Here is a 20,706-nt window from a genome sequence, read left to right on the forward strand (position 1 = left end):
TAGGATTCCGCCCCCTCCCGCAAACGACCCCTGATCGTCCGACAGATTCCAACGGGAATCTGGTGGATGCGCATCTTCATCCTCGGCGCACTTAATATTTCGCTATTCTGGAGCTTGTTGTTTATTTCGGTCTACCGCCTGCCGGGCGGGGTCGCGGCGACGGTAGGCGCTGTGCAGCCGCTGATGGTCGTGTTCATCTCTGCCGCTCTGCTAGGTAGCCCGATACGATTGATGGCGGTCCTGGGGGCTATTTGCGGAACTGCGGGCGTGGCGCTGTTGGTGTTGACACCAAACGCAGCGCTAGATCCTGTCGGCGTCGCAGCGGGCCTGGCGGGGGCGGTTTCCATGGCGTTCGGAACCGTGCTGACCCGCAAGTGGCAACCTCCCGTGCCTCTGCTCACCTTTACCGCCTGGCAACTGGCGGCCGGAGGACTTCTGCTCGTTCCAGTAGCTTTAGTGTTTGATCCGCCAATCCCGATGCCTACAGGAACCAATGTTCTCGGCCTGGCGTGGCTCGGCCTGATCGGAGCGGGTTTAACCTACTTCCTTTGGTTCCGGGGGATCTCGCGACTCGAACCTACAGTTGTTTCCTTACTGGGCTTTCTCAGCCCGGGGACCGCCGTGTTGCTAGGATGGTTGTTCTTGGATCAGACGCTGAGTGCGCTTCAAATCATCGGCGTCCTGCTCGTGATCGGGAGTATCTGGCTGGGCCAACGTTCCAACCGCACTCCTAGGGCGCGTATAGCTTGCCGGAAGTCGCCTTGACCCGCATGGCATAGGCCTATCGTTTCCACGATCAGCGATCGGCTCGTTGCCCTGCGCCGCTCCAAAGCCCGCGACGCAGCGCCGGCAGGCAGAGCAAGTAGAGGGCAGCGCCTGCAATCCATGCCCACCCGTTCCACGTTGTTATAGAAGCCGCATAGATCGCCGTGAAGAGGAGGGGTCCGACGATCGAGGTCAGGCTGGTGAGCGCCGCCAGTGAGCCTTGCAGCTGCCCCTGACGTTCCTCATCCACCTGCCTGGACAACATTGCTTGCAGCGCCGGCATTCCGATGCCACCCGAAGCAAGCAGGACCATGATCGGGAACGCCATCCATCCCCGTGTCGCGAAGGCAAGCAGGATGTAGCCTGTGCCGTCGGCAATCATTCCGAGCATGAGTGCCCGCCTTTCGCCGAGCCGGGCGGCTACAGGGCCGGTGATCATTGCCTGGGCGAGTGAATGCAGAATGCCAAATGCGGCAAGCGAAATGCCGATCGTGGTCGCGTCCCAGTGAAAGCGATCCTCGCCGAAAATGACCCAAAGCGCGGCCGGCACCTGTCCGACAAGTTGCATGATGAAGAAGACCGCCATCAGGGCGGCGACGACGGTCATGCCCCGGGCCCACCGGAACGAAGCGAGCGGGTTGAGAGCCTCCCGGCGTAACGGCCGGCGTTCGCCTTTGTGCGACTCCGGCAAAAGGAAACAGCCCGTCAGGAAATTGAGGCCGTTCAAGGCTGCCGCGGCGAAGAACGGAGCGTGGGGGGAGAAACCGCCCATCAGCCCACCGAGCACAGGTCCCGCGACCATCCCGAACCCGAAACAGGCGCTCATGAAGCCGAAGTGCCGCGCGCGCTCATCGCCATCAGTGATATCGGCAATATAAGCGCCGGCTACCGCCCCAGTCGCCCCGGTGATGCCGGCCACGATCCGCCCGATATAGAGAACCCAAAGGAAAGGCGCCGTCGCCATGATGGCGTAGTCGACAGCAGCGCCGGCCAGCGAGACGAGCAAGACCGGCCGCCGCCCGAAACGATCCGACAGCGCGCCCAGCACAGGTGCGCAGGCAAATTGCATCAACGCATACAGCGCCAGCAGAATGCCATAGTGGGCGGTGACGTCGTTCGAGTGAACCAGATCGCGCAGGAGGCCCGGCAGCACCGGCATAATCAGGCCGATGCCGACAGCGTCGAGCGCGACAGTGCTCAGAATTACGATCAGGGGTCTGTTGGGTTTCACGTCTGGCCTCCGGACCAGCCTCCGCTGGTCCGATTGAACGCGCGGATTCTTTATCACTGATAAGTTGGTGGACATATTATGTTTATCAGTGATAAAGTGTCAAGCATGACAAAGTTGCAGCCGAATACAGTGATCCGTGCCGCCCTGGACCTGTTGAACGAGGTCGGCGTAGACGGTCTGACGACACGCAAACTGGCGGAACGGTTGGGGGTTCAGCAGCCGGCGCTTTACTGGCACTTCAGGAACAAGCGGGCGCTGCTCGACGCACTGGCCGAAGCCATGCTGGCGGAGAATCATACGCATTCGGTGCCGAGAGCCGACGACGACTGGCGCTCATTTCTGATCGGGAATGCCCGCAGCTTCAGGCAGGCGCTGCTCGCCTACCGCGATGGCGCGCGCATCCATGCCGGCACGCGACCGGGCGCACCGCAGATGGAAACGGCCGACGCGCAGCTTCGCTTCCTCTGCGAGGCGGGTTTTTCGGCCGGGGACGCCGTCAATGCGCTGATGACAATCAGCTACTTCACTGTTGGGGCCGTGCTTGAGGAGCAGGCCGGCGACAGCGATGCCGGCGAGCGCGGCGGCACCGTTGAACAGGCTCCGCTCTCGCCGCTGTTGCGGGCCGCGATAGACGCCTTCGACGAAGCCGGTCCGGACGCAGCGTTCGAGCAGGGACTCGCGGTGATTGTCGATGGATTGGCGAAAAGGAGGCTCGTTGTCAGGAACGTTGAAGGACCGAGAAAGGGTGACGATTGATCAGGACCGCTGCCGGAGCGCAACCCACTCACTACAGCAGAGCCATGTAGACAACATCCCCTCCCCCTTTCCACCGCGTCAGACGCCCGTAGCAGCCCGCTACGGGCTTTTTCATGCCCTGCCCTAGCGTCCAAGCCTCACGGCCGCGCTCGGCCTCTCTGGCGGCCTTCTGGCGCTCCTGCTGCGGCGTCCGCTCGTGGGCCGTGGCGCGGGTCCGCGCGCCGGCCTCGTGCGCCTGGCGCTCGCGGGCGAGGTCCAGGGCGGCCGTCTTCACGTTCTGCCTTGCGCAGATGAGATAGGGGAGCCCGCAGAATTCGGAAAAAATCGTACGCTAAGGTTTTCCGGGCATCCGTAAGGGCCGAAACTTCCCGTCTTCCAGTCTGCGGCTCTGCCGCCAGACGTAATCGCCGGTTAGGTTGATGTGCTCCCAGCCCAGCGGCGACAGGAATTGCAGCAGCTCGCCGTCCACCGGCTTGCCGGCCTCGACCAACCCCTGGGTGGCGCGTTCCAGGTACACCGTGTTCCACAGCACGATAGCCGCCGTCACCAGGTTGAGGCCGCTGGCCCGGTAGCGCTGCTGCTCGAAGCTCCGATCCCTGATTTCCCCAAGGCGGTTGAAGAACACCGCCCTGGCCAGCGAGTTGCGCGCCTCACCTTTGTTCAGGCCGGCATGCACGCGGCGGCGCAGTTCAACACTTTGCAGCCAGTCCAGGATGAACAGCGTGCGCTCGATCCGGCCCAGCTCGCGCAGGGCCACGGCCAGTCCGTTCTGGCGCGGGTAGCTGCCGAGCTTGCGCAGCATCAGCGAGGCGGTGACGGTGCCCTGCTTGATCGAGCTGGCCAGGCGCAGGATGTCGTCCCAGTGGGCACGCACGTGCTTGATGTTCAGGGTGCCGCCGATCAGCGGGCGCAACGTCGGGTAGGCTTGCACGCCCTGCGGCACGTACAGCTTGGTTTCGCCGAGGTCGCGGATGCGCGGCGCGAAGCGGAAGCCTAGCAGGTGCATCAGGGCAAAGACGTGATCGGTGAAGCCGGCCGTGTCGGTGTAGTGCTCCTCGATCCGCAGGTCGGACTCGTGGTACAGCAGGCCGTCGAGCACATAGGTGGAATCGCGGACGCCGACATTCACCACGCGGGTGCTGAACGGCGCGTACTGGTCGGAGATATGGGTATAGAACAGCCGTCCCGGCTCGCTACCGTACTTCGGGTTGACGTGCCCGGTGCTCTCGCCCCGGCCACCCGCGCGGAAGCGCTGGCCATCGGAGGATGAGGTCGTGCCGTCGCCCCAGTGGGCGGCAAAGGCGTGGCGATACTGGTGGTTGACCAGCTCGGCCAAGGCCGCCGAATAGGTTTCGTCGCGGATGTGCCAGGCTTGCAGCCAGGACAGCTTGGCGTAGGTCAGGCCGGGGCTCGACTCGGCCATCTTGGTCAGCCCGAGGTTGATCGCATCACCGAGGATTGCGGACAGCAGCAACGTCCTGTCTTTGGCCTCGGCCCCGTCCTTCAAGTGGGTGAAGTGGCGGCTGAAGCCCGTCCAGTCGTCCACGTCCATCAGCAGTTCGGTGATCTTGATGCGCGGCAGTAACTGGCTGGTTTGGTCGATCAGCGCCTGCGCCCGATCCGGCACCGCCGCATCCAGCGGGGTGATTTTCAGCCCTGACTCGGTGAGGATGGCATCGGGCAGCTCGTTGTCCTTGGCCAGGCGGGTGACGGTGGCCAACTGCTCGTCCAGCAGCTGCAAACGCTCTTCCAGGTACTGGTCGCTGTTCGGGTTGATCGCCAGGGGCAGGGCCTGCTCGCGCTTGAGTGCGGCGAACTTCTCGGCCGGCAGCAGGTAGTCGTCGAAGTCGCGGAACTGCCGCGAGCCCTTGACCCAGATGTCGCCGGAGCGCAGGGCGTTCTTCAGCTCGGACAGGGCGCAGATTTCGTAGAATTTCCGGTCGAGGCCTTCCGGGGTGATCACCAGCGGCTTCCAGCGCGGCTTGATGAAGGCCGTGGGTGCATCGGCCGGCACCTTGCGCAGGTTGTCGGCGTTCATCTCACGCAGGGTCTGCACGGCTGCCAGCACGCCTTGCGCGGCCGGCGCGGCGCGCAGTTCCAGCACCTCCAGCAAGGCCGGCGTGTAACGGCGCAGGGTGGCGAAGTTCTCGCCGACCAGGTGCAGGTGGTCGAAGCCTTCCGGCCGGGCCAGCAGCTCGGCCTCGCTGACGCTCTCGGTGAACTCGTCCCAGGGAATCACCGCCTCGATGGCGGCATAGGGGTCGCTGCCGCTTTCCTTCGCTTCCAGCAGCGCCTGGCCGATCCTGGAGTACAGGCGCACCTTGTCGTTGATCGCCTTGCCCTGCTTCTGGAACTGCTGCTGATGCTTGTGCTTCGCGCCGCTGAACAGCTTGACCAGGATGCGGTCATGCAGATCGACCAGCTCATCGATCACGGTCGCGGTGCTCTCCAGCACCACGGCGGCCAGGGTCGCGTAGCGGCGCTGCGGCTCGAACTTACCGAGGTCTTTGGGCGTCATCTGCCCACCCTCGCGGGCCAGCTTGAGCAGGCGGTTCTGGTGGATGTGCCGGCCCAGGCCTTCGGGCAAGTCCACCAACTGAAATGTCTTCAGCCGCTCGATGTGTTCCAGCATGTGCCGAGAGTTGGGTTTCAGCGGTGCCTGGCGCAGCCAGGTCAACCAGGTGATGCTGCTGCCGGCCTTGAGCTTCAACAGCTCGTCCAGCTTGGCCCGATGCGAGTCCGTGAGTGGTTCGACCAGGGCGCGGTAGACCCGCCGATTGGCTCGCGCAATGGCTTCCGAGCAGGCCCGGTCAATCACGCTCAGCGCCGGCAGGATGCGTCGTTTCTGCCGTAGGCTCTCCAGGGCCTGACCGGCCAGCAGCAAGCCTTTGTCGGTCTGCTGGGCCAGCTCGGTTAGCTCGCGCACCAGGGCGCGGAAGTCGGACAGGCCGAACGGGGCCAGTTGCAGGTAGGTGCGCAGTTCCTGGGCATGCTCGCGACGGGTCACGTCGCGCTCGCCGTACTTTGCCCAGCTCGCCGGCTCGGCCTGGACTTGCTTCGCCACCCACAGGATGACCGGCTCGGGCAGCTCGCTGTCGGTTCCCAGCGCGTAACCGGGGTAGCGCAGCAGGCAGAGCTGCACGGCGAAGCCGAGGCGGTTGGCGTCGCCGCGTCGCTGGCGGATCAGCGACAGGTCGGAGTCGTTGAAGGTGTAGTAGCGGATCAGGTCATCCTGGCTTTCCGGCAGCGCAAGCAGGGTGTCCCGCTCCGTGGCCGAGAGGATCAAGCGACGCGGCATGTGTCAGTCGTCCGTGCGGAGGTACTGGTAGAGGGTTTCCCGGCTGATGTTGAACTCGCGGGCAAGCTGCGCCTTGGGCTCGCCGGCCGTCGCTCGCTGCCGCAGGGTAGCAGCCTGCTCATCGGACAGGGCTTTCTTGCGGCCCCGGTACGCGCCACGCTGCTTGGCCAAGGCGATGCCCTCACGCTGCCGCTCGCGGATCAGGGCGCGCTCGAACTCAGCGAAGGCCCCCATCACCGACAGCATCAGGTTGGCCATCGGCGAGTCCTCGCCAGTGAACACCAGGCCCTCCTTCAGGAACTCGATGCGCACGCCGCGCTGAGTCAGCTTCTGTACCAAGCGACGCAGGTCATCGAGGTTGCGGGCCAGCCGATCCATGCTGTGCACCACCACTGTATCGCCTTCGCGGACGAAGCTCAGCAGCGCTTCGAGCTGGGGGCGCTGGGTGTCCTTGCCCGATGCCTTGTCGGTGAACACCTTGCTCACCTGGGTTTGTTCCAGCTGGCGTTCCGGGTTCTGGTCAAAGCTGCTGACCCGGACGTAGCCGATGCGGTGCCCCTGCACGATGTCTCCTTGGTTGAAGGCGGCTTAAGTGCACTTTCTGTTCCGTTGTGCCTCAAAGCCCATTTCTGTCAGGCTGAAATCTATAACCTTCGCGGGCATGTGTCAAAAAATGGGAAAGCAGACTCTATTCTGACGAAGCGGCGCGGCCCTGCCTGACATCAAGTTAGGGTATACCCCATTCGGACACCGACTACACAACCTAAGGGCTTGCAGGCTGTCAGCAGGGCTTATCGTACGATTTTTTCCGTTTTCTCTATGCCCCCCAAATCGGCGTACGCCGACCGGCTCGATGGTTACCGCCGATACCTGGAAAATCGGGAAGGCAGCTTGCGCCAGATGGCCAGCCACTGCGGCGCGGAACTCGGTGCAGCGCACAAGCGCTGCAAGCGCGACCTGGTGTTTTCATTCCTGCAGGTGGAACGGCTGAACGGGCTGGACATAACTCCGACCCTGGCAGAAAACCTCTGCACCAAGCTGCTCGGGAGAGGGGTGGACGTACGGATTGCGCTGGAGAAATTCGCAACGGAAGGGCGCACAGCCGCCAACAAATCAAAGGTCGGTCCTGAGATCCTGGATCAGCTGGAGGCGACTCTGGAGCCGATGGTGCAAGCCCTGGTCATGGCCATGACAGAGATCCGGGTCCGCTACCGGGATGACTTCGATGACTGCGTAGCACATCGCCGGTTCAAGCCCTAACGCATATATGCGTTAGGGCATCCATTCGGAGGCCGGCGCGTTGGGCTTGCGGATCCAAGGGCGCAGCCCTTGGTCGCCGAAGGCCGCTCTTGCGCAGTCGCCCAGCCCACACACAAAAATCGTCCAGTGAGCGGGGCCCCAACAAGGGCCAGAGCGAACGGTGCAGTTGTCCACGGACCAGGTGCGCATCATCGCCTGGGCGGTGGGCAACTGCAGGGCGATTTCCCGAGCCATGCACTTGCTCCCCACGCGAGCTGCTGCAGCGCCCGGCCTGCTGGCCGGCTCGCCCTCGATCTTGATTACCAGGTGGGATGGGCCATCCCGGCCGTGAGGCCGGGTAAGGAGTTGCCCCCTCGGCCGTACGATACAAACGGCAAGCGGAGCGCGCAGGCCGAAGGCCGGAGGCGTGAGGATGGAAGCCCGAAGGGCCAAGACCCGGCGTGCTTTTGGCCGGGGCTTGGTTCACGACAGCCGCCCCCCGAAGGGGGCACGCACAAGAGGGAGAATCAAACGTCTTTCGGAGCCTGGCCAACTCGGGCGTCATGCCAACCTGGCCACTTTAGGAGGTTGTTCGGGCCGTTGCTGGCCAGCCATTTCTCAAGGTACGCCAGCTGCGAGGGATTCAACTCGGTGAGTTTGGGCAGGGTTTGAGTCGCTTCAACCTCGGCCTGCAGATCCAGCACAAAATCAGGCCCCAACTCGTCCAGCTTGGTCAGCACACCGTCAACGGCTTCCAGCAACTGGCGAGGATCACCGCCTCGATCAGCGTATTCGCCCAGCAGCTCCGACCATTCGTCCTGCTGTGCATCCCATTCCTCTGCTTCCTCGGCCTGCTGATTCATCTGGTCCGGGTCTATAGCTTTCATACCATGCGCCCGCTCCAGCCAGTGATCAGCCAGCATGCGTTCGTCGCTGCCGTTGCTGCCGAAGCGGTCAGCCCGGGGCCTGTTGCCAAAGTTCTGGATGCCGGCCAGGTCGCCAATAAAGCTTTCGAGCAGTTCCGCAGGTTTCATCTGATGCCGGCGTGCTTCCCATTCGAATTCAGGCGGAATGCGTACGGAAACAACTTCTGTTTCATCCGGCACGAACTCGCCTTTGGCACCAGGCACAAGCCCTGCCGGTGCGAGAAAGCCGGTAGGTCGACTGTCGCACCGCCAACCGCATGTCAAATGAGCGCGGTGGTGCGGCCACTTCCCATGGTTAAGCGGCACCATCTGAAATTCATCGTTCGTGGTGTCCAGCTCGTACACGCGGCGCAGGCTTTGATCCTGGTAGGCCCGGAAAATCATGGTGCCATTCCCTGCTGCCGACGACGCAAAATGCGCTGGCAGTACATAGCCCACTTTGCCTACGTCACTCTCATTCACGTAATGAGCGGCGCGCAACGTGTGCTGCTTTCCCTGGTACTCGATAACCAGGTCAGCCGTTTTCCCGTCCTCATTGATCTGGTTAGCAACCAGGGTGACGTTATGAATGGAAACTGAGTGAATCCGGTCAGCCTGGAAAATGAGTTCATCAGACGACATTTCGTCTCTCCTTGTGATTCTTCACTTCGATTTTTGGGCGGCAGGCTGGGGGAATGGCTTGGCCATTTCCCGCACCTGTTCGGCCAACTCGGGGGGCAGCCACACCAGGACGGGGACCAGCTCGCCGGCGCCCTGCTCTTCCAGGATTTTCCGCACACGCTTTACCGCTGCGTGCGCGGTCTGCTTGGTCATCCCCCTGGCCTCGGCTACGTCGGTGATGCGCTGGCCATCGACCAGAACGGCCTTGGCCACCTCGACGGTCGAGATGGCCAGGCGCTTGGAAGCAAACAGGGGCGCAACCTTCTTCCATTCTTCTTTGGTGTACATCGGCTGCATTCATCAGCTCCTAGTGTCGGTAGTCAATCAGCCGCGGCCCCCTGCTGGTGAATCCGCTGCCAGATCTCGCAATGCGTGATGGTCGGCAGCGCTAGGAACGTCCAGTAACGACCGCTTGAACGGGCGTACACGCGCACCAGGTCGCCAACCTCGGGGGCTTGCAGTATGAACGAATCGCCGGCCTCGCCGGCGTTGTAGTCGAGCACCTGAGCGCGGCTAAGCGCGAAGTCATACCGGGTTTCGGTGATGCGCGCCGGCTGGGTGCCGTGGGCGGCTTCCTGCGCTTGCAGAAAGCCTACTTCATCGCCCAGCACAGCGCCGGGGTGCCTTACCTGGATCTCTGGCAGCATCAGCCAGGTTGCGCGAGCGGCCCAAGCATTGGGGCCGATCTGGCGGGCATAGTCGATGATTGCGGTTTGGCCGGGTACATAGAAAACTTTTTGCATGGCTGCGATCTCCCTGCATGGTGCAGACCGGGCGCGCTGGGCGCCCGGCCTGGGGCTGTTAGGCGGCTTGGCGCAGGTGCTGGGCCAGTACCCACAGGGCGCGATTCAATTTCACGTCCTGGTCAATGCCGGAAACGGCACGGGTGCTGGTGCGGCGCCCTTGTTTGTTGCGGCCTCGCAGCCCTCCCTTGATGGTGTTTTCCTGTACGCGGTTGAAGGTCGACCAGAGGTCATTGGTGGCGTCTTCGCGGCGGCGTGGTGCCAGAAGCTGGCTAGCGGTCACCGGAGCCGGGCCGTCTGCCGGGTCGTAACGGTAGGCAAGTGCAGCCTCGGCAAAGGCGTGCTGCAGGTCGCCGCCCACTTGGATGCTTTTCATGGTTTCGCGCTGTTCTTCGATCAGCTGGAAGTGATTCAGGACTTCATAGGCGCCCTCGATCACCTCCCCGATGACATCCTGACGCCCACTGTGACGCACTTTTTGATCAAGCGCGGCATCGCCCAGCACCAGGCCATTGGCGCACACGAAACGGAAGCAACCGCCCATCATCTGGTAGCTGCTGGTGCCGTCGTGGCTGTTCAGCAGGATGATTTCGTTGGCTTCCTTGGCCACGATGGTATCGGCGTGGCGCAGGCGGATCATGTGCTTGGTGTGGTCGCGTTTGTCGGTGTTGCGCACGCGGGTTTGGCAGGCCATGAACGGCATGAACCCTTCGCTGCGCAGTGCTTCCAGTACGTCGACGGTGGGAATGTAGCGGTAACGATCGGAGCGGCTTTCGTGAGCTTCCTCGGCAAAGATCGAGGGCGCTACGCGGGCGATATCGTCATTGGTCAGTGGGCTGTCGCTGCGGACCATGCAAGGGTTACGGAAATTGCTGGATAGACGCATTTTTGAATCTCCTTCGCGATTTGCCTGGAGCGGTTGCCGCCGCTGGTTCCAGGCTGTCGAGGCGGAATTGCTTCGACAGGGTTAGTATCGCAAAGGCTCGAACCTAAGTCAACTATTGGTCAAATCTAATTTGACCGTTTGTCGCGCAGAAAAAAGCCCGACATTGCGCCGGGCCTGGTCTTGCGGGTGTTTACTGAAGCTGCCAGCTGAAACGGTACGGGTCCATGAACGGAATGTCGTCGTCAAAGCTGTCAAAGTCGGCTGCTGGCTGTGGTGCAGGTTGCGGCGCTTGCTGCTGAGCTGGCGGGCGCTGCTGTGGGCGCTGCTGCCGTGGCGCCTGCTGGCGGGGTGCTTGGTCGCCGCCGCCCTGGTTGTACGGATCGCCGCCCTGCTGCTGGTTCTGCGGGCGACCGCCTAGTAACTGCATGGTGCCGTTAATGTCGACAATGATTTCGGTGGTGTAACGCTTGATGCCGTCCTTCTCCCACTCGCGGGTTTGCAACTTGCCTTCGATGTAGCATTGGGAACCTTTGCGCAGGTACTCGCCGGCGATCTCGGCCACCTTGCCGAACAGCGAGACGCGGTGCCACTCGGTACGCTCGACCTTCTGCCCGGTTTGCTTGTCGGTCCACTGCTCGCTGGTGGCCAAGCTGAGGTTAGTTACCGCGTTGCCGTTTGGCAGGTAACGGACTTCGGGGTCCTGTCCGCAAGTCCCAACCAGGATCACTTTATTTACGCCACGGGCCATGATGAATCTCCTTTTCCGTCTGGATTAGTCGTTTTCGAAGCAACCGCAAGGGCAGGTCATGCTGTCCAGGCCGTGCCAGCAAAGGCCGTTGTCGGCGTCTTCCTGGCGTTGTGCTTCGTTTTCACTGGCAGACATATAGCCGTAAGCCTCGCGGGCATACGCAAAGATTTCTGCCACTCCCTCGGCCTGGTCATCGGCGCCGAACTCTGCGTCCATGCTCGCACAGAAGGCGTTATGCACCATCGTGTCATAGGTAGGGAAGCGTTCGCATGCTGCGCCGTACAGGTCATCAACCTTGCGCTCCATCGCCTCGCTATTCGACGCGACCGGCGCCCAAATCTTTTTGGCGAAGTTCAGAAAGTCGCCGGTAGTGAGCCAATTGTGGGCGCTGACTGCGGGGGCCTGAGCGGTGATATTCATGTGTGAAACTCCTTCGCGACTACCCTGGAGCGGTTGCCGCCGCTGGATTCCAGGCTATCGAAGCGGGATTGCTTCGACAGGTTTAGTATCGCAAAGGGCCTAACCAAAGTCAACTATTGGTCAAATCTAAATTGACCGCTTGTCGCACATTCTCGCGTGCGAGAAATCATGCTTTTTTCTGCGCCGTACGCTTGACGGCTCTACCGAGCTGCTTTAATGCCGAGCGTTTGGGCGCGGGAAACAAACGCTTTTCAAAGCAGCAGCCGCGAAGCGGATGCCGCCCTGCTCTTTGGGAATGGAAGCGCGCCACCGCTGGGTGGATCTGCTCGGCAGCCTTCGGTAGGACGCGGTAAGCCAGGACTATCCAGAGCCAGGCCGCGTGCAAGGGGACCGTGGAATACCGCAGGGAGCGCAGCGAGTGAGGATATGCCGCGAAAGCCCCTTGCAGGCAAGGCCTGGTGGCGGATAGGCCATTGGGGCGTCCGCTTCCTACCGATGGTTGCTGAGCTAGCCGCAGTGGTTGCCATGGAACGACCGGCAAGCGGAGCGCGCAGGCCGAAGGCCGGAGGCGTGAGGATGGAAGCCCGAAGGGCCAAGACCCGGCGTGCTTCTGGCCGGGGCTTGGTTCACGACAGCCGCCCCCCGGAGGGGGCACGCACAGGACTGCACCTTACTGGGTCCGTCCAGCCGGATGCAGCGCTTCATCAATGCGTTTCGGCGTCATGGAGGATGCAGCATCCGGCACCAATATTTCGATGCGAGTGGTGGTCGGTGGATGCTCCTGCAGATAACGCACTTTTTCCTGGTACTTCTGATCAAGCCGGCGTTGAAGCATATGCCGCGAAGCGAGCATTTCAACCGTCAAAAGACCTACACCGGCAATCGCACAGAGAACCACGGGTAGCCAGTTGCGCCGTTTGGTCTTGCGTTTCATGGCGAGCCTCGTCAGTTGTCCAGGCGCAGCCCGCCGCCTTTGAGGCTGGCCAGCTCGCTGAGCAGCAGCTCGCGCTGCGACGGTGTGATTTTGTTGAGGTACTGCAGCTTGGCCAATGTACCGAGTACAGCGCCGTAACCCATGAGGGGATAGGTCGGATCGGTTCGCCGCCGACGCAACGAATCCTCCAACTGATCCATGGACTGGGCCATCGCTGAGAACTTTTGGCGGATCTCATTGAGGGAGGTGGGCCGGTTTACCAGGTTCGGGAAGTAGTTGGCCAGGCCGGGCCGATCCGAGTCCATCAGGCACTGAATACCCAGCTCCAGATCCTCGCGGGCGGGAGCGGTGGCCACCGACAAAGCCCCCTCGATCTCGGCAACCGAAGCCGTCTCCAGCCACAGCAGCACATCGAGGTACGCGGTCAATTCCTGTTCCGTTCGTTCGTCCATGGCTCAATCCTCAAAATCCATTTCATCGCTGGCATCGACAACCAGGGAGCGGCACTGTTCGGCACGACGCATCAAACTGATGCCCTTACCTGGCCAGAGTGACGCGGCGGCTTCGTACAGCTCGGCGGCTGAATACCACTTCTTCCGATGCTCTGCCAAGCGCGCAGCGGTATGCAGGGCCTGGCTGGAACGTTGGGCTTTGCTCATGGTGAGATCGCGGAACATGGTGTATCTCCTTCGCGTGGTTTCCCGGGGACGGTTGCCGCCGTCTTGACCGGGAAGGTGAGGCGCCCCGGGCGGGGCGCCAGTCGTTATGCTGCCTTGTCGAGGTTGCTGGCCAGCGATAGGCCGACCGCAACAGGTCGTACCCACACCGGCATGTGGCTGAGCAAGAAGGTTTCGCCCTGCTTTGCCAGCAGGAGGGTTTGGGCCATGACGCCTGCAATAGCCTCGGCGGCTTTTGGCGGCACGGCATTACCGATCCGCTCGCGCCACGCCTGATCGCTCAAGCCGTCCAGCTCAAGCATTTCCTCCGGGTCGACCAGGCTTTGCAGCGCGGCCATTTCCAGGGTGGTGAATGGCCGGTGCCAGGTTCCGTCGAGGCTCTGAATCACGCAGGTCAACCGATCATTCGCGGCTGGCATACGCGGATCTGCCACGCTCCACCGGCCATTGTCCAAGCGCGCACTGGCGGAAACAGCGCCGGCCAGGCCCTCCCACGGCACCACGCCATAATGCCCCCCGGTGAGGTAGGCATCGCCTTTCACTCGCCGTAATCCTGGGCGTGGGTCTTGTACTGCAAAGGCGCCCTGCCCTGTCGTGCTGCCTGCAATGACCGTACGTGCGGCACCATCCCAGCGGGTCACGTTGTATTTGCCATGGCCACCAGCTGCACCACGCGGATCTGCCACGCTAAACGTGCCCTGCCCTGGCGACTTGATGCCGATGATTGCGCCGCTCGGGTCCTCCCAGCGCCGTACGCCATATTGTTGGTACTGCGCGGCACTGGCTGGGCTGCGCGGATCTGCGACGGAAAATGCGCCATTGGTGGGGCCAGTTTGACCGGCGACCGTGCCCACTGAATCACCCCAGCCGCGCACGCCGAGATAACCGGAGAATGCTTCCGGCACAATCACAAAGTCGCGCAGGTAGCCATCTTCGATGGCCAACTGATCGAGGCTGCGCCAGTCCTTACCGGCCTCGACCAGGGCAAGGCGTACCCACGTTTTCCATTGCAGTGCAGGAACGCGGTGCATCGGGCCGGCGCGCTCGATATCGCCCGGCAGCGGCATGCGGCCAAGAACAGCACCGACCGATTGCAGGGACTTTTTCTCCGGCTCATAGAGGAACGGCGGCACCTTCTCGACGTGCCGGGCCACCAACAGGAAGCGCTTGCGGCTTTGGGCCAACCCGCCCAGCTCCCCGCAGTCGTGGGTTGTCTCATTCACGGCATAGCCGAAGAAGTTCAGCACCTGGACGATCTGATCGAGCAGGTGGCGACCACGGGTGGCCAGGCGTGGCACATTCTCGAACACGATCAGGCTCACCGGGTTGTGCTGCCAGGCTTCGCACATGAGCCACACGCAGCGCAACGTCAGTTCATTGAGGGCCTGATATTTGGGGGTGAGGCTCAAAGCCTCGGACAACAAGCCAGAAGCCCCCTTGCAGGGGCTGCTGATGAACACCACATCGGGATCCTGGAAGCCCGCAGCGCGGCGTATGTCTGCCGGCGTAGCCTCTCGCCATTCGGCGGGCGGCTCCTTGCCATGAAAGGCGGTGTACTGCTCGCGGGTGAACAGGTCCATTTGTGTACCTGGTACGCCGGCCAAGCGGTCGAAGTCGCGCAGCGCGCCGGCGTCCACATCGACGCCGCCAATGCAGCGCCATTCTGCCTGCAGGTGGCCAACTACCTCTTTGTTCTGGTTGAAACCCTTGGCGCCGCCGCCAAGCCCGCAGCAGAAATGAAAGTGCTTGAGCACATACCTTGTAAGCATGTTCGTCATCCGTCACGAATGCCCGGACACCAGGTCCGGGCGGGGCTGTGGTCAGAGGGCGCGGGCAGTTGCCTCGGCCATATCGCGGAAGATCTCGGCGTGCAGTTCCAGCGGGAACTCCGCGATGACTTCGCGCTGGCCGATGCCGGAACGCTGAGCGACGACGGTGTACATGGTGACGGTGGCGGGGTCTTGCCCTGGGCGGGCCTGGTGGGATGGCTCGACGGTGAAGCCGGCGAACTCGCGCAGCTGCGCGGCTGAGCTGAAATAGAACAGGTGGGTTTCGATAGCCATTGGTGAATCTCCTTCGCTGTGTGCCCGGAGCGGTTGCCGCCGCTGGTTCCAGGCTGTCGAAGCAGGATTGCTTCGACGTACCCAGTATCGCAAAAGCAAAACCTACTGTCAACTATTGGTCAAATCTAATGTGACCGTAAGTTGATTACTGCCATAGCTCCATCTGCTCGGCGGTGATGTCGACCACGGGTATTCCTGGTGTGCGTGAGTCCAAGGCGTTGTCAGGATCTCGCAGGGTGTCGGATAGCTTGGCGAACCGTGCTCGATCAGTAGCGGTGCGCTTGACGTTGAAACCCTCGTCCACAACGTCGTTGACCCGTGCCCACTGATTCCAGGCGAAGCTACGGCCCAGCCCTACCGTGGTCGTCGTGCTGGGGAATCCATCGGCATTGCGCACCAGGTCTTCCCATGAGGCACCGAACTGCACCGCGTCGAAACGACTGTGCTTGCCGGTGAGCGCGTTGCGTTCCAGCAACAGGGCACGCTCCAGCAGATCCGGGTGATTCGCGGCAAGCCAATACAGCTCCCAGTGCTTGGAAGCTGGGCAGAAAAAGCAGGCCGATTTGATCGGCACCAGGTCCGCACCGAGGGCCTGGGTGATCGACCGTACGCAATCGCGCCGGGTCCAGCGGACCAGTTGCAAGGGATAGACATAATCGAAGTCGGCGTCGGCTGGTTTGATCGCCTTAGACCGGCGCAGGTCGGCTTTGCCGCAGTCATACCCGATCAGCTTGACGATGCGCTGCCCGGTTGCCTGGGCATGCTTCCAAAGTGGGTGGGGGGACCTGGCGTTGGGGCCGGAGCGAGCGCCCTTGAGAAACTGATCCTGGGGCACCTGCTTCCACTTCACCGAACAGGACTTCATGCCAAAGGCCAGGCTAGGCAACGTTTCGTTGGCCATGCAGTTGCCGTACAGATCCTGGTATTCAGTGGTCGGCTTGGGCTTTTTCCGGCACACGCTGACAGTCGGCCAGCCCCACGCCCGCAGTACGGAATCCATCGCCTCGATGTGGGCCAGCGTCTCGGGCTTCTCTGCGCCAGTGTCGGCAAAGGTGATGATATCCGGGCGCAACCCTGCCGCGTGCAGAGCTACCAGCATGGCCGTGGAGTCCACGCCAGATCCGAAACAGACGGCCAGCAGCCGCCCTGCCAACGCAGTGCGCAGGGCCTCGACCTGGGCCAGGGATAAAATGGGCTGAGCGCTGTCCAGTGGACAGCCGCGGCTGATCGCGTTCATGCGTGCTCCTTCGCAAGTGCCCGGAGCGGTTGCCGCCGCTGGATCCGGGCACTGTGGGGGTGATTACTCGGTGTCGTCGCCTATCAGGTCGCACAAGCTGGGGGCCAGATCGACTATGGCCGCCCTGTTGTTCGGTCCTGTCACCTCAAACACGCAGGCGCTGTCGGGATCACCATCTGCAATACGCGATTGGAAGTAGTGGCGGGCACACGCCTGTGCTGCCGCCCGGTGGTCGCCTTCAACGTCAACATCAACAGTCCATACAACTCGATAGCTAGGCATTGGGGTTTCTCCTTCGCAGTGCCGGAGCGGTTGCCGCCGCGTGTACCGGCTAGGGTTACTTGCCTTCGAAATAGGTGGGTCGCTGGGCCAGCTCGCGGGCAATCAATTCATCCGCGAACAATGGCGCTTGTTTCTCTATCCGCCGCTCAAGGTTCTTGCGCCGTACCTTGCCCTTGGCCTCGTCGCTCCAGCGCCTCACCGCTTGCGAGGCTGGGAAGTCCAGGCAGACGCCATAGCCTGCTGGGCGGGCCTCCCACGCCTTGCGCATTTCCTCGGGGAGCTTCTGCCCTGCCGGCGCCTCGATCACCAGCAACTCAAAGGCGCCAGGGCAAGGCAGGTGAGGCATACACCAGCGTAGGGAGTAGCGCCACATGGGCGGCGCTACCTGCTGGGTGGCCATCACGCAAAGTCCCACTGTGCCTGATCCCAACCCGGCAGCTTGCGCTGGGCCGCTTGGCGGATGCTGTGCAGGGTGCGGAATGCCTCGGTCGCGTAGTAGTCGCGATTTTGGTTCGACTGGTACTCCAGGCATTGAATGAGCTTGAGGGCTTCAAGGGGGGTGGGTTTGCGCACGGTTTCATCCAGCCCGAACAGTTCGGCCCTGAAGGTTTCGCCCGGATAGCGCGCACGAACCGAGCGCAGGTTTTCGTCCAGCAGTTGCTGGCCCTGGTCGGCCAGGATTTGGTAGGTCGTCGCATCGGGCTTGCCGGTGCAGCCGAACATGAGGATGGCGGAAATATGGAAACGGTCGACGATATAGGCGCTCATGGAAATCTCCTTCGCAACGTGCCCGGAGCGGTTGCCGCCGCTGGTTCCGGGCTGTTGAAGCGGTATTGCTTCGACCTGGTTAGTATCGCAAAGGGGCTTGCATAAGTCAACTATCAGTCAAATCTAATTTGACTGATAGTATATTCCACTTGCTACGCAGCCCGAGCGTCTGGAAGGACGTTGCCGGCATAGTATTCAGCTATCTGCTCGTTCACCTTATCCAGCAGATCCAGGCGCAGGAACTCCAGATGGAGCGTGCCTTTCTTGAAGGCTTTAGCCCGGTAGATCTCGTTCTCGAACACTTCCCCAGCCTGAAAGGCAGCATCCATAGCTGAGGTCAATGCGTGAGGCTGGAAGGGCTTGCCATCGAGCGTTTGAAATACCCTATCAAGGTCATTCAGCTTGTCTTTTGCCCACGAACCGTACCGGATGCAAAGACCACTTGTGAACGAAGATTCGACCATGCCTTCCATGATGACTTTCGGGCCGATGCGGAACGGCTCTTTAGCGTTTGTGCGGTAGTCGTCAGATAGATACCGGAACACATTGAAAACCCCACGCTGGAACATCGATTCGGCGTTTATGCGCAGGTCAATGAACGTCGCGCTAATTGTCGATGCGGTGAATTCAGGCGGGGATGGGCAAAGGCTTTTCTCAAACTCCGCGACGGCCTCCGCGTCCATGAGCTGTTTAAAGCCGGTCATATCGAACGCCCGGCGCCATAGGGAGGTGTCCAGTTCGCGGCGCACCCTGTCCTGGTCTTCCCTGATTTTCCCGGCGTGAGGCATCAGATAGCGACCATGAGGCGCTAGGACTTCCTCGGCCATCTCAAGTGTGCGGCGTGCATCTGCCATCAGGCGCAGCGCTTCCTCGCGGGCAGTTAGCAGATCGTCCAGCGTAGTAGGTAGCGCCAACTCTTTGAAAATAGACATTGTTCTGACTCCTTCGCAACGTGCCCGGAGCGGTTGCCGCCGCTGGTTCCAGGCTTGTCTAAGCGGGATTGCTTCGACGGATTCAGTATCCCAAAAGAAACTGCTTGCGTCAACTCTAGGTCAAATCTATATTTACCATAAATTGACTTTCTCGCATGCGAGAACCTTGTTCAATCGTGATTTATAAGCTACAATCAATCCCATGAAGACAATTAAACAAACCGCCACGTACAGGAACTGGGAACGCAAGCTGCGAGACAAGCAGGCCAAAGCCATCATCGCTGCGCGAGTCTTCCGCGTTGCGCATGGTCTGCTTGGAGACGTTCAACCAGTGGGCCAAGGGATCAGCGAACTGCGTATCCACCACGGCCCCGGCTACCGCGTGTATTTCCAGCAGCGCGGTAACCAGCTGGTCCTGTTGCTGTGTGGTGGGGACAAGAGCAGCCAAGCGCGGGATATCGAAACCGCCAAGTCCTTGGCCAGCCAGTGGAGTGACGATGAATGAAAGAACAATTTTACGACTACGATCCCGCTGATGCGCTGACCGATGCTGAGTCCATCGCAGTATTCATGGAGGACGCATTCGAAACAGGCGATGCGGCCTATATCGCAAAATGCCTGGGTGTCGTGGCCCGCGCCAAAGGGATGACCGCCCTTGCCAATGAATCTGGCCTTTCCCGCGAACACCTTTACCGGTCGTTCTCGGACAAGGGCAATCCGACCTTGAAAACCCTGCTGGCCGTGATGCGTGCCGTTGGCCTGGACCTGACAACACGCAAGCACGTTGAACCGGCACACTAACAACCCAAAAGGAGTCGCTATGAACACGGATCTGATCGTCAAAAGGATTTTGCTCACACCCGTGGCAGCTGGCTTTGGGTGGCTCGTTGCCACCATGATTGTGATCGGCCTTAACCTGGCCTTACCTACCGTTTCAGTCCCATGGATAGAGCGCGCTGGGCCTATCGGCGCCATTGTGGGCATCGCCATTTTTTACTGGATGACCTGGAAAGATGGTCGCTCGGCCACGCGGAAAGGTTAGGCCCATGCCGAGAATTAGCCTTAGCAACAGACTGCGTGACTGGTCGCGTCTATGGGTACTTTCTGGCGATGACATTTCCTGCCAGGAATGCGGAATGGCAACCCGAGCCAGTGAGCCGGACAGAATATTTGTGCATGGATACGGGTGCAGCCTTCAAACCCCAAACCATCAGTTTCCTTGGCGAGATCTGGCTGAGGCAATGGCCAAGCTACCTGGTAAAACCAAAGCTGCCCGTGCCCAAGACCCCTGCTATTACGTGAAATAGGCACCATCCACACAAGGAGTAATACGCACATGGAAAACATCGCTTGCATGACCAAAAGGCCGCGTTACGCCCTCGCTTGGGCGGTATGGGTGGGCGTCGCCGCGTGGGCATCGCTACATTCCCCCTACCCTGGATTCACTGGCTGGGACTATGTGTTATTCGCGTTCCTGGTCATGGTGCCCAAGGGCATAAATGGCGAGTTCCCCGCGTTGACGGATAGCCCTGATGATCTGACGCCGGAGAGAAAACGCCGCTACGTCTATACGCTGATCACGCTGGGGCTTTTTGCCTGCTTGCTGTCACGGCACGTCTCCATTCTCGACAGCCCCCTGGTGCGTGTATTCATCGGCTGAATCAACTGTCCAGAGCGCTTGACCGCAGGCGCTCTTGCAGATCTGCTTTAATGCCGAGCGTTTGGGCGCGGGAAACAAACGCTTTTCAAAGCAGCAGCCGCGAAGCGGATGCCGCCCTGCTCTTTGGGAATGGAAGCGCGCCACCGCTGGGTGGATCTGCTCGGCAGCCTTCGGTAGGACGCGGTAAGCCCGGACTATCCAGAGCCAGGCCGCGTGCAAGGGGACCGTGGAATACCGCAGGGAGCGCAGCGAGCGAGGATATGCCGCGAAAGCCCCTTGCAGGCAAGGCCTGGTGGCGGATAGGCCATTGGGGCGTCCGCTTCCTACCGATGGTTGCTGAGCTAGCCGCAGTGGTTGCCATGGAACGACCGGCAAGCGGAGCGCGCAGGCCGAAGGCCGGAGGCGTGAGGATGGAAGCCCGAAGGGCCAAGACCCGGCGTGCTTCTGGCCGGGGCTTGGTTCACGACAGCCGCCCCCCGGA

General features: G+C 61.5%; 25 protein-coding genes. 7 read left to right on the plus strand and 18 right to left on the minus strand.

From position 1 onward, the window contains the following. Window positions 1-57 precede the first annotated feature (57 nt). Window positions 58-765, plus strand: a complete 708-nt coding sequence (locus ACODSK_RS17820) for an EamA family transporter (protein WP_368753982.1) — start codon at window positions 58-60, stop codon at window positions 763-765. Window positions 766-796: 31 nt separating this feature from the next. Here ACODSK_RS17820 and tet(A) read toward each other — a convergent pair whose 3' ends face one another. Beyond that, on the minus strand, window positions 797-1,996 hold the full coding sequence (gene tet(A) / locus ACODSK_RS17825; RefSeq protein WP_000804064.1) for a tetracycline efflux MFS transporter Tet(A): 1,200 nt from the start codon (window positions 1,994-1,996) through the stop codon (window positions 797-799). A 105-nt stretch (window positions 1,997-2,101) separates the two neighbouring features. Between tet(A) and tetR(A) the strand changes: the two genes are divergently transcribed. Continuing rightward, window positions 2,102-2,752 (plus strand): tetracycline resistance transcriptional repressor TetR(A), encoded by a 651-nt coding sequence (tetR(A), locus tag ACODSK_RS17830; RefSeq protein ID WP_000164043.1) that lies wholly within the window; start codon window positions 2,102-2,104, stop codon window positions 2,750-2,752. Window positions 2,753-3,083: 331 nt separating this feature from the next. On the opposite strand, the gene ACODSK_RS17835 is transcribed toward tetR(A), so the two are convergent. Further along, complete coding sequence (locus ACODSK_RS17835) at window positions 3,084-6,050, minus strand: Tn3-like element TnAs1 family transposase (protein WP_001138014.1); 2,967 nt, start codon at window positions 6,048-6,050, stop codon at window positions 3,084-3,086. A 3-nt stretch (window positions 6,051-6,053) separates the two neighbouring features. Further along, on the minus strand, window positions 6,054-6,614 hold the full coding sequence (locus ACODSK_RS17840; protein ID WP_001161490.1) for a recombinase family protein: 561 nt from the start codon (window positions 6,612-6,614) through the stop codon (window positions 6,054-6,056). A 327-nt stretch (window positions 6,615-6,941) separates the two neighbouring features. On the opposite strand from ACODSK_RS17840, the gene ACODSK_RS17845 reads away from it, so the two are divergent. After that, window positions 6,942-7,310, plus strand: a complete 369-nt coding sequence (locus ACODSK_RS17845; RefSeq protein WP_137188492.1) for a hypothetical protein — start codon at window positions 6,942-6,944, stop codon at window positions 7,308-7,310. A 506-nt stretch (window positions 7,311-7,816) separates the two neighbouring features. Here ACODSK_RS17845 and ACODSK_RS17850 read toward each other — a convergent pair. The 15 genes from ACODSK_RS17850 to ACODSK_RS17920 all read right to left on the minus strand — a co-directional run bounded on the left by ACODSK_RS17850 (window position 7,817) and on the right by ACODSK_RS17920 (window position 18,565). Continuing rightward, window positions 7,817-8,836, minus strand: coding sequence for a hypothetical protein (locus ACODSK_RS17850; RefSeq protein ID WP_051555728.1), 1,020 nt, complete (start codon window positions 8,834-8,836; stop codon window positions 7,817-7,819). A 21-nt stretch (window positions 8,837-8,857) separates the two neighbouring features. Beyond that, complete coding sequence (locus tag ACODSK_RS17855; protein WP_028691955.1) at window positions 8,858-9,172, minus strand: TrfB-related DNA-binding protein; 315 nt, start codon at window positions 9,170-9,172, stop codon at window positions 8,858-8,860. Between the two features lie 23 nt (window positions 9,173-9,195). Further along, window positions 9,196-9,618 carry a hypothetical protein gene (locus ACODSK_RS17860; protein ID WP_028691956.1) on the minus strand — a complete coding sequence of 141 codons (423 nt, stop codon included), beginning with the start codon at window positions 9,616-9,618 and terminating at the stop codon, window positions 9,196-9,198. A 58-nt stretch (window positions 9,619-9,676) separates the two neighbouring features. Continuing rightward, entirely contained in the window at window positions 9,677-10,504 is an 828-nt protein-coding gene (locus tag ACODSK_RS17865) for a DUF932 domain-containing protein (RefSeq protein ID WP_028691957.1), read from the minus strand. A 190-nt stretch (window positions 10,505-10,694) separates the two neighbouring features. Beyond that, window positions 10,695-11,252, minus strand: a complete 558-nt coding sequence (locus tag ACODSK_RS17870) for a single-stranded DNA-binding protein (protein ID WP_028691958.1) — start codon at window positions 11,250-11,252, stop codon at window positions 10,695-10,697. A 24-nt stretch (window positions 11,253-11,276) separates the two neighbouring features. After that, on the minus strand, window positions 11,277-11,672 hold the full coding sequence (locus tag ACODSK_RS17875) for a hypothetical protein (RefSeq protein WP_051555729.1): 396 nt from the start codon (window positions 11,670-11,672) through the stop codon (window positions 11,277-11,279). 670 nt (window positions 11,673-12,342) lie between these two features. After that, a complete protein-coding gene (locus ACODSK_RS17880) occupies window positions 12,343-12,606 on the minus strand; it encodes a hypothetical protein (protein WP_134998160.1) in 264 nt (87 codons plus the stop codon). A gap of 11 nt (window positions 12,607-12,617) precedes the next feature. Further along, window positions 12,618-13,058: a hypothetical protein gene (locus tag ACODSK_RS17885; RefSeq protein WP_028692286.1), complete on the minus strand. Its 441-nt coding sequence runs from the start codon at window positions 13,056-13,058 to the stop codon at window positions 12,618-12,620. 3 nt (window positions 13,059-13,061) lie between these two features. Beyond that, window positions 13,062-13,283: a hypothetical protein gene (locus tag ACODSK_RS17890; protein WP_028692287.1), complete on the minus strand. Its 222-nt coding sequence runs from the start codon at window positions 13,281-13,283 to the stop codon at window positions 13,062-13,064. 86 nt (window positions 13,284-13,369) lie between these two features. Further along, window positions 13,370-15,052: a DNA cytosine methyltransferase gene (locus ACODSK_RS17895; protein ID WP_028692288.1), complete on the minus strand. Its 1,683-nt coding sequence runs from the start codon at window positions 15,050-15,052 to the stop codon at window positions 13,370-13,372. 51 nt (window positions 15,053-15,103) lie between these two features. Further along, window positions 15,104-15,346, minus strand: a complete 243-nt coding sequence (locus ACODSK_RS17900) for a hypothetical protein (RefSeq protein ID WP_028692289.1) — start codon at window positions 15,344-15,346, stop codon at window positions 15,104-15,106. A 145-nt stretch (window positions 15,347-15,491) separates the two neighbouring features. Then, on the minus strand, window positions 15,492-16,583 hold the full coding sequence (locus ACODSK_RS17905) for an adenine nucleotide alpha hydrolase family protein (protein ID WP_051555741.1): 1,092 nt from the start codon (window positions 16,581-16,583) through the stop codon (window positions 15,492-15,494). 337 nt (window positions 16,584-16,920) lie between these two features. Next, window positions 16,921-17,238: a hypothetical protein gene (locus ACODSK_RS17910; protein WP_028692291.1), complete on the minus strand. Its 318-nt coding sequence runs from the start codon at window positions 17,236-17,238 to the stop codon at window positions 16,921-16,923. Between the two features lie 26 nt (window positions 17,239-17,264). Continuing rightward, window positions 17,265-17,633, minus strand: coding sequence for a hypothetical protein (locus ACODSK_RS17915; RefSeq protein ID WP_028692292.1), 369 nt, complete (start codon window positions 17,631-17,633; stop codon window positions 17,265-17,267). Window positions 17,634-17,785: 152 nt separating this feature from the next. Further along, window positions 17,786-18,565, minus strand: coding sequence for a DUF4942 domain-containing protein (locus ACODSK_RS17920; RefSeq protein ID WP_028692293.1), 780 nt, complete (start codon window positions 18,563-18,565; stop codon window positions 17,786-17,788). A gap of 202 nt (window positions 18,566-18,767) precedes the next feature. On the opposite strand from ACODSK_RS17920, the gene ACODSK_RS17925 reads away from it, so the two are divergent. From ACODSK_RS17925 to ACODSK_RS17940, 4 genes are all read left to right on the plus strand, one after another. Then, complete coding sequence (locus ACODSK_RS17925) at window positions 18,768-19,070, plus strand: type II toxin-antitoxin system RelE/ParE family toxin (protein ID WP_028692294.1); 303 nt, start codon at window positions 18,768-18,770, stop codon at window positions 19,068-19,070. Next, window positions 19,067-19,366: an addiction module antidote protein gene (locus tag ACODSK_RS17930; protein ID WP_028692295.1), complete on the plus strand. Its 300-nt coding sequence runs from the start codon at window positions 19,067-19,069 to the stop codon at window positions 19,364-19,366. The genes ACODSK_RS17925 and ACODSK_RS17930 overlap by 4 nt, the downstream gene beginning before the upstream one ends. Before the next feature lie 19 nt (window positions 19,367-19,385). Next, on the plus strand, window positions 19,386-19,607 hold the full coding sequence (locus ACODSK_RS17935) for a hypothetical protein (RefSeq protein WP_028692296.1): 222 nt from the start codon (window positions 19,386-19,388) through the stop codon (window positions 19,605-19,607). Between the two features lie 294 nt (window positions 19,608-19,901). Next, on the plus strand, window positions 19,902-20,225 hold the full coding sequence (locus tag ACODSK_RS17940) for a hypothetical protein (RefSeq protein ID WP_028692297.1): 324 nt from the start codon (window positions 19,902-19,904) through the stop codon (window positions 20,223-20,225). Window positions 20,226-20,706 lie beyond the last annotated feature (481 nt).

It is taken from the genome of Pseudomonas sp. FG98 (assembly GCF_057808595.1).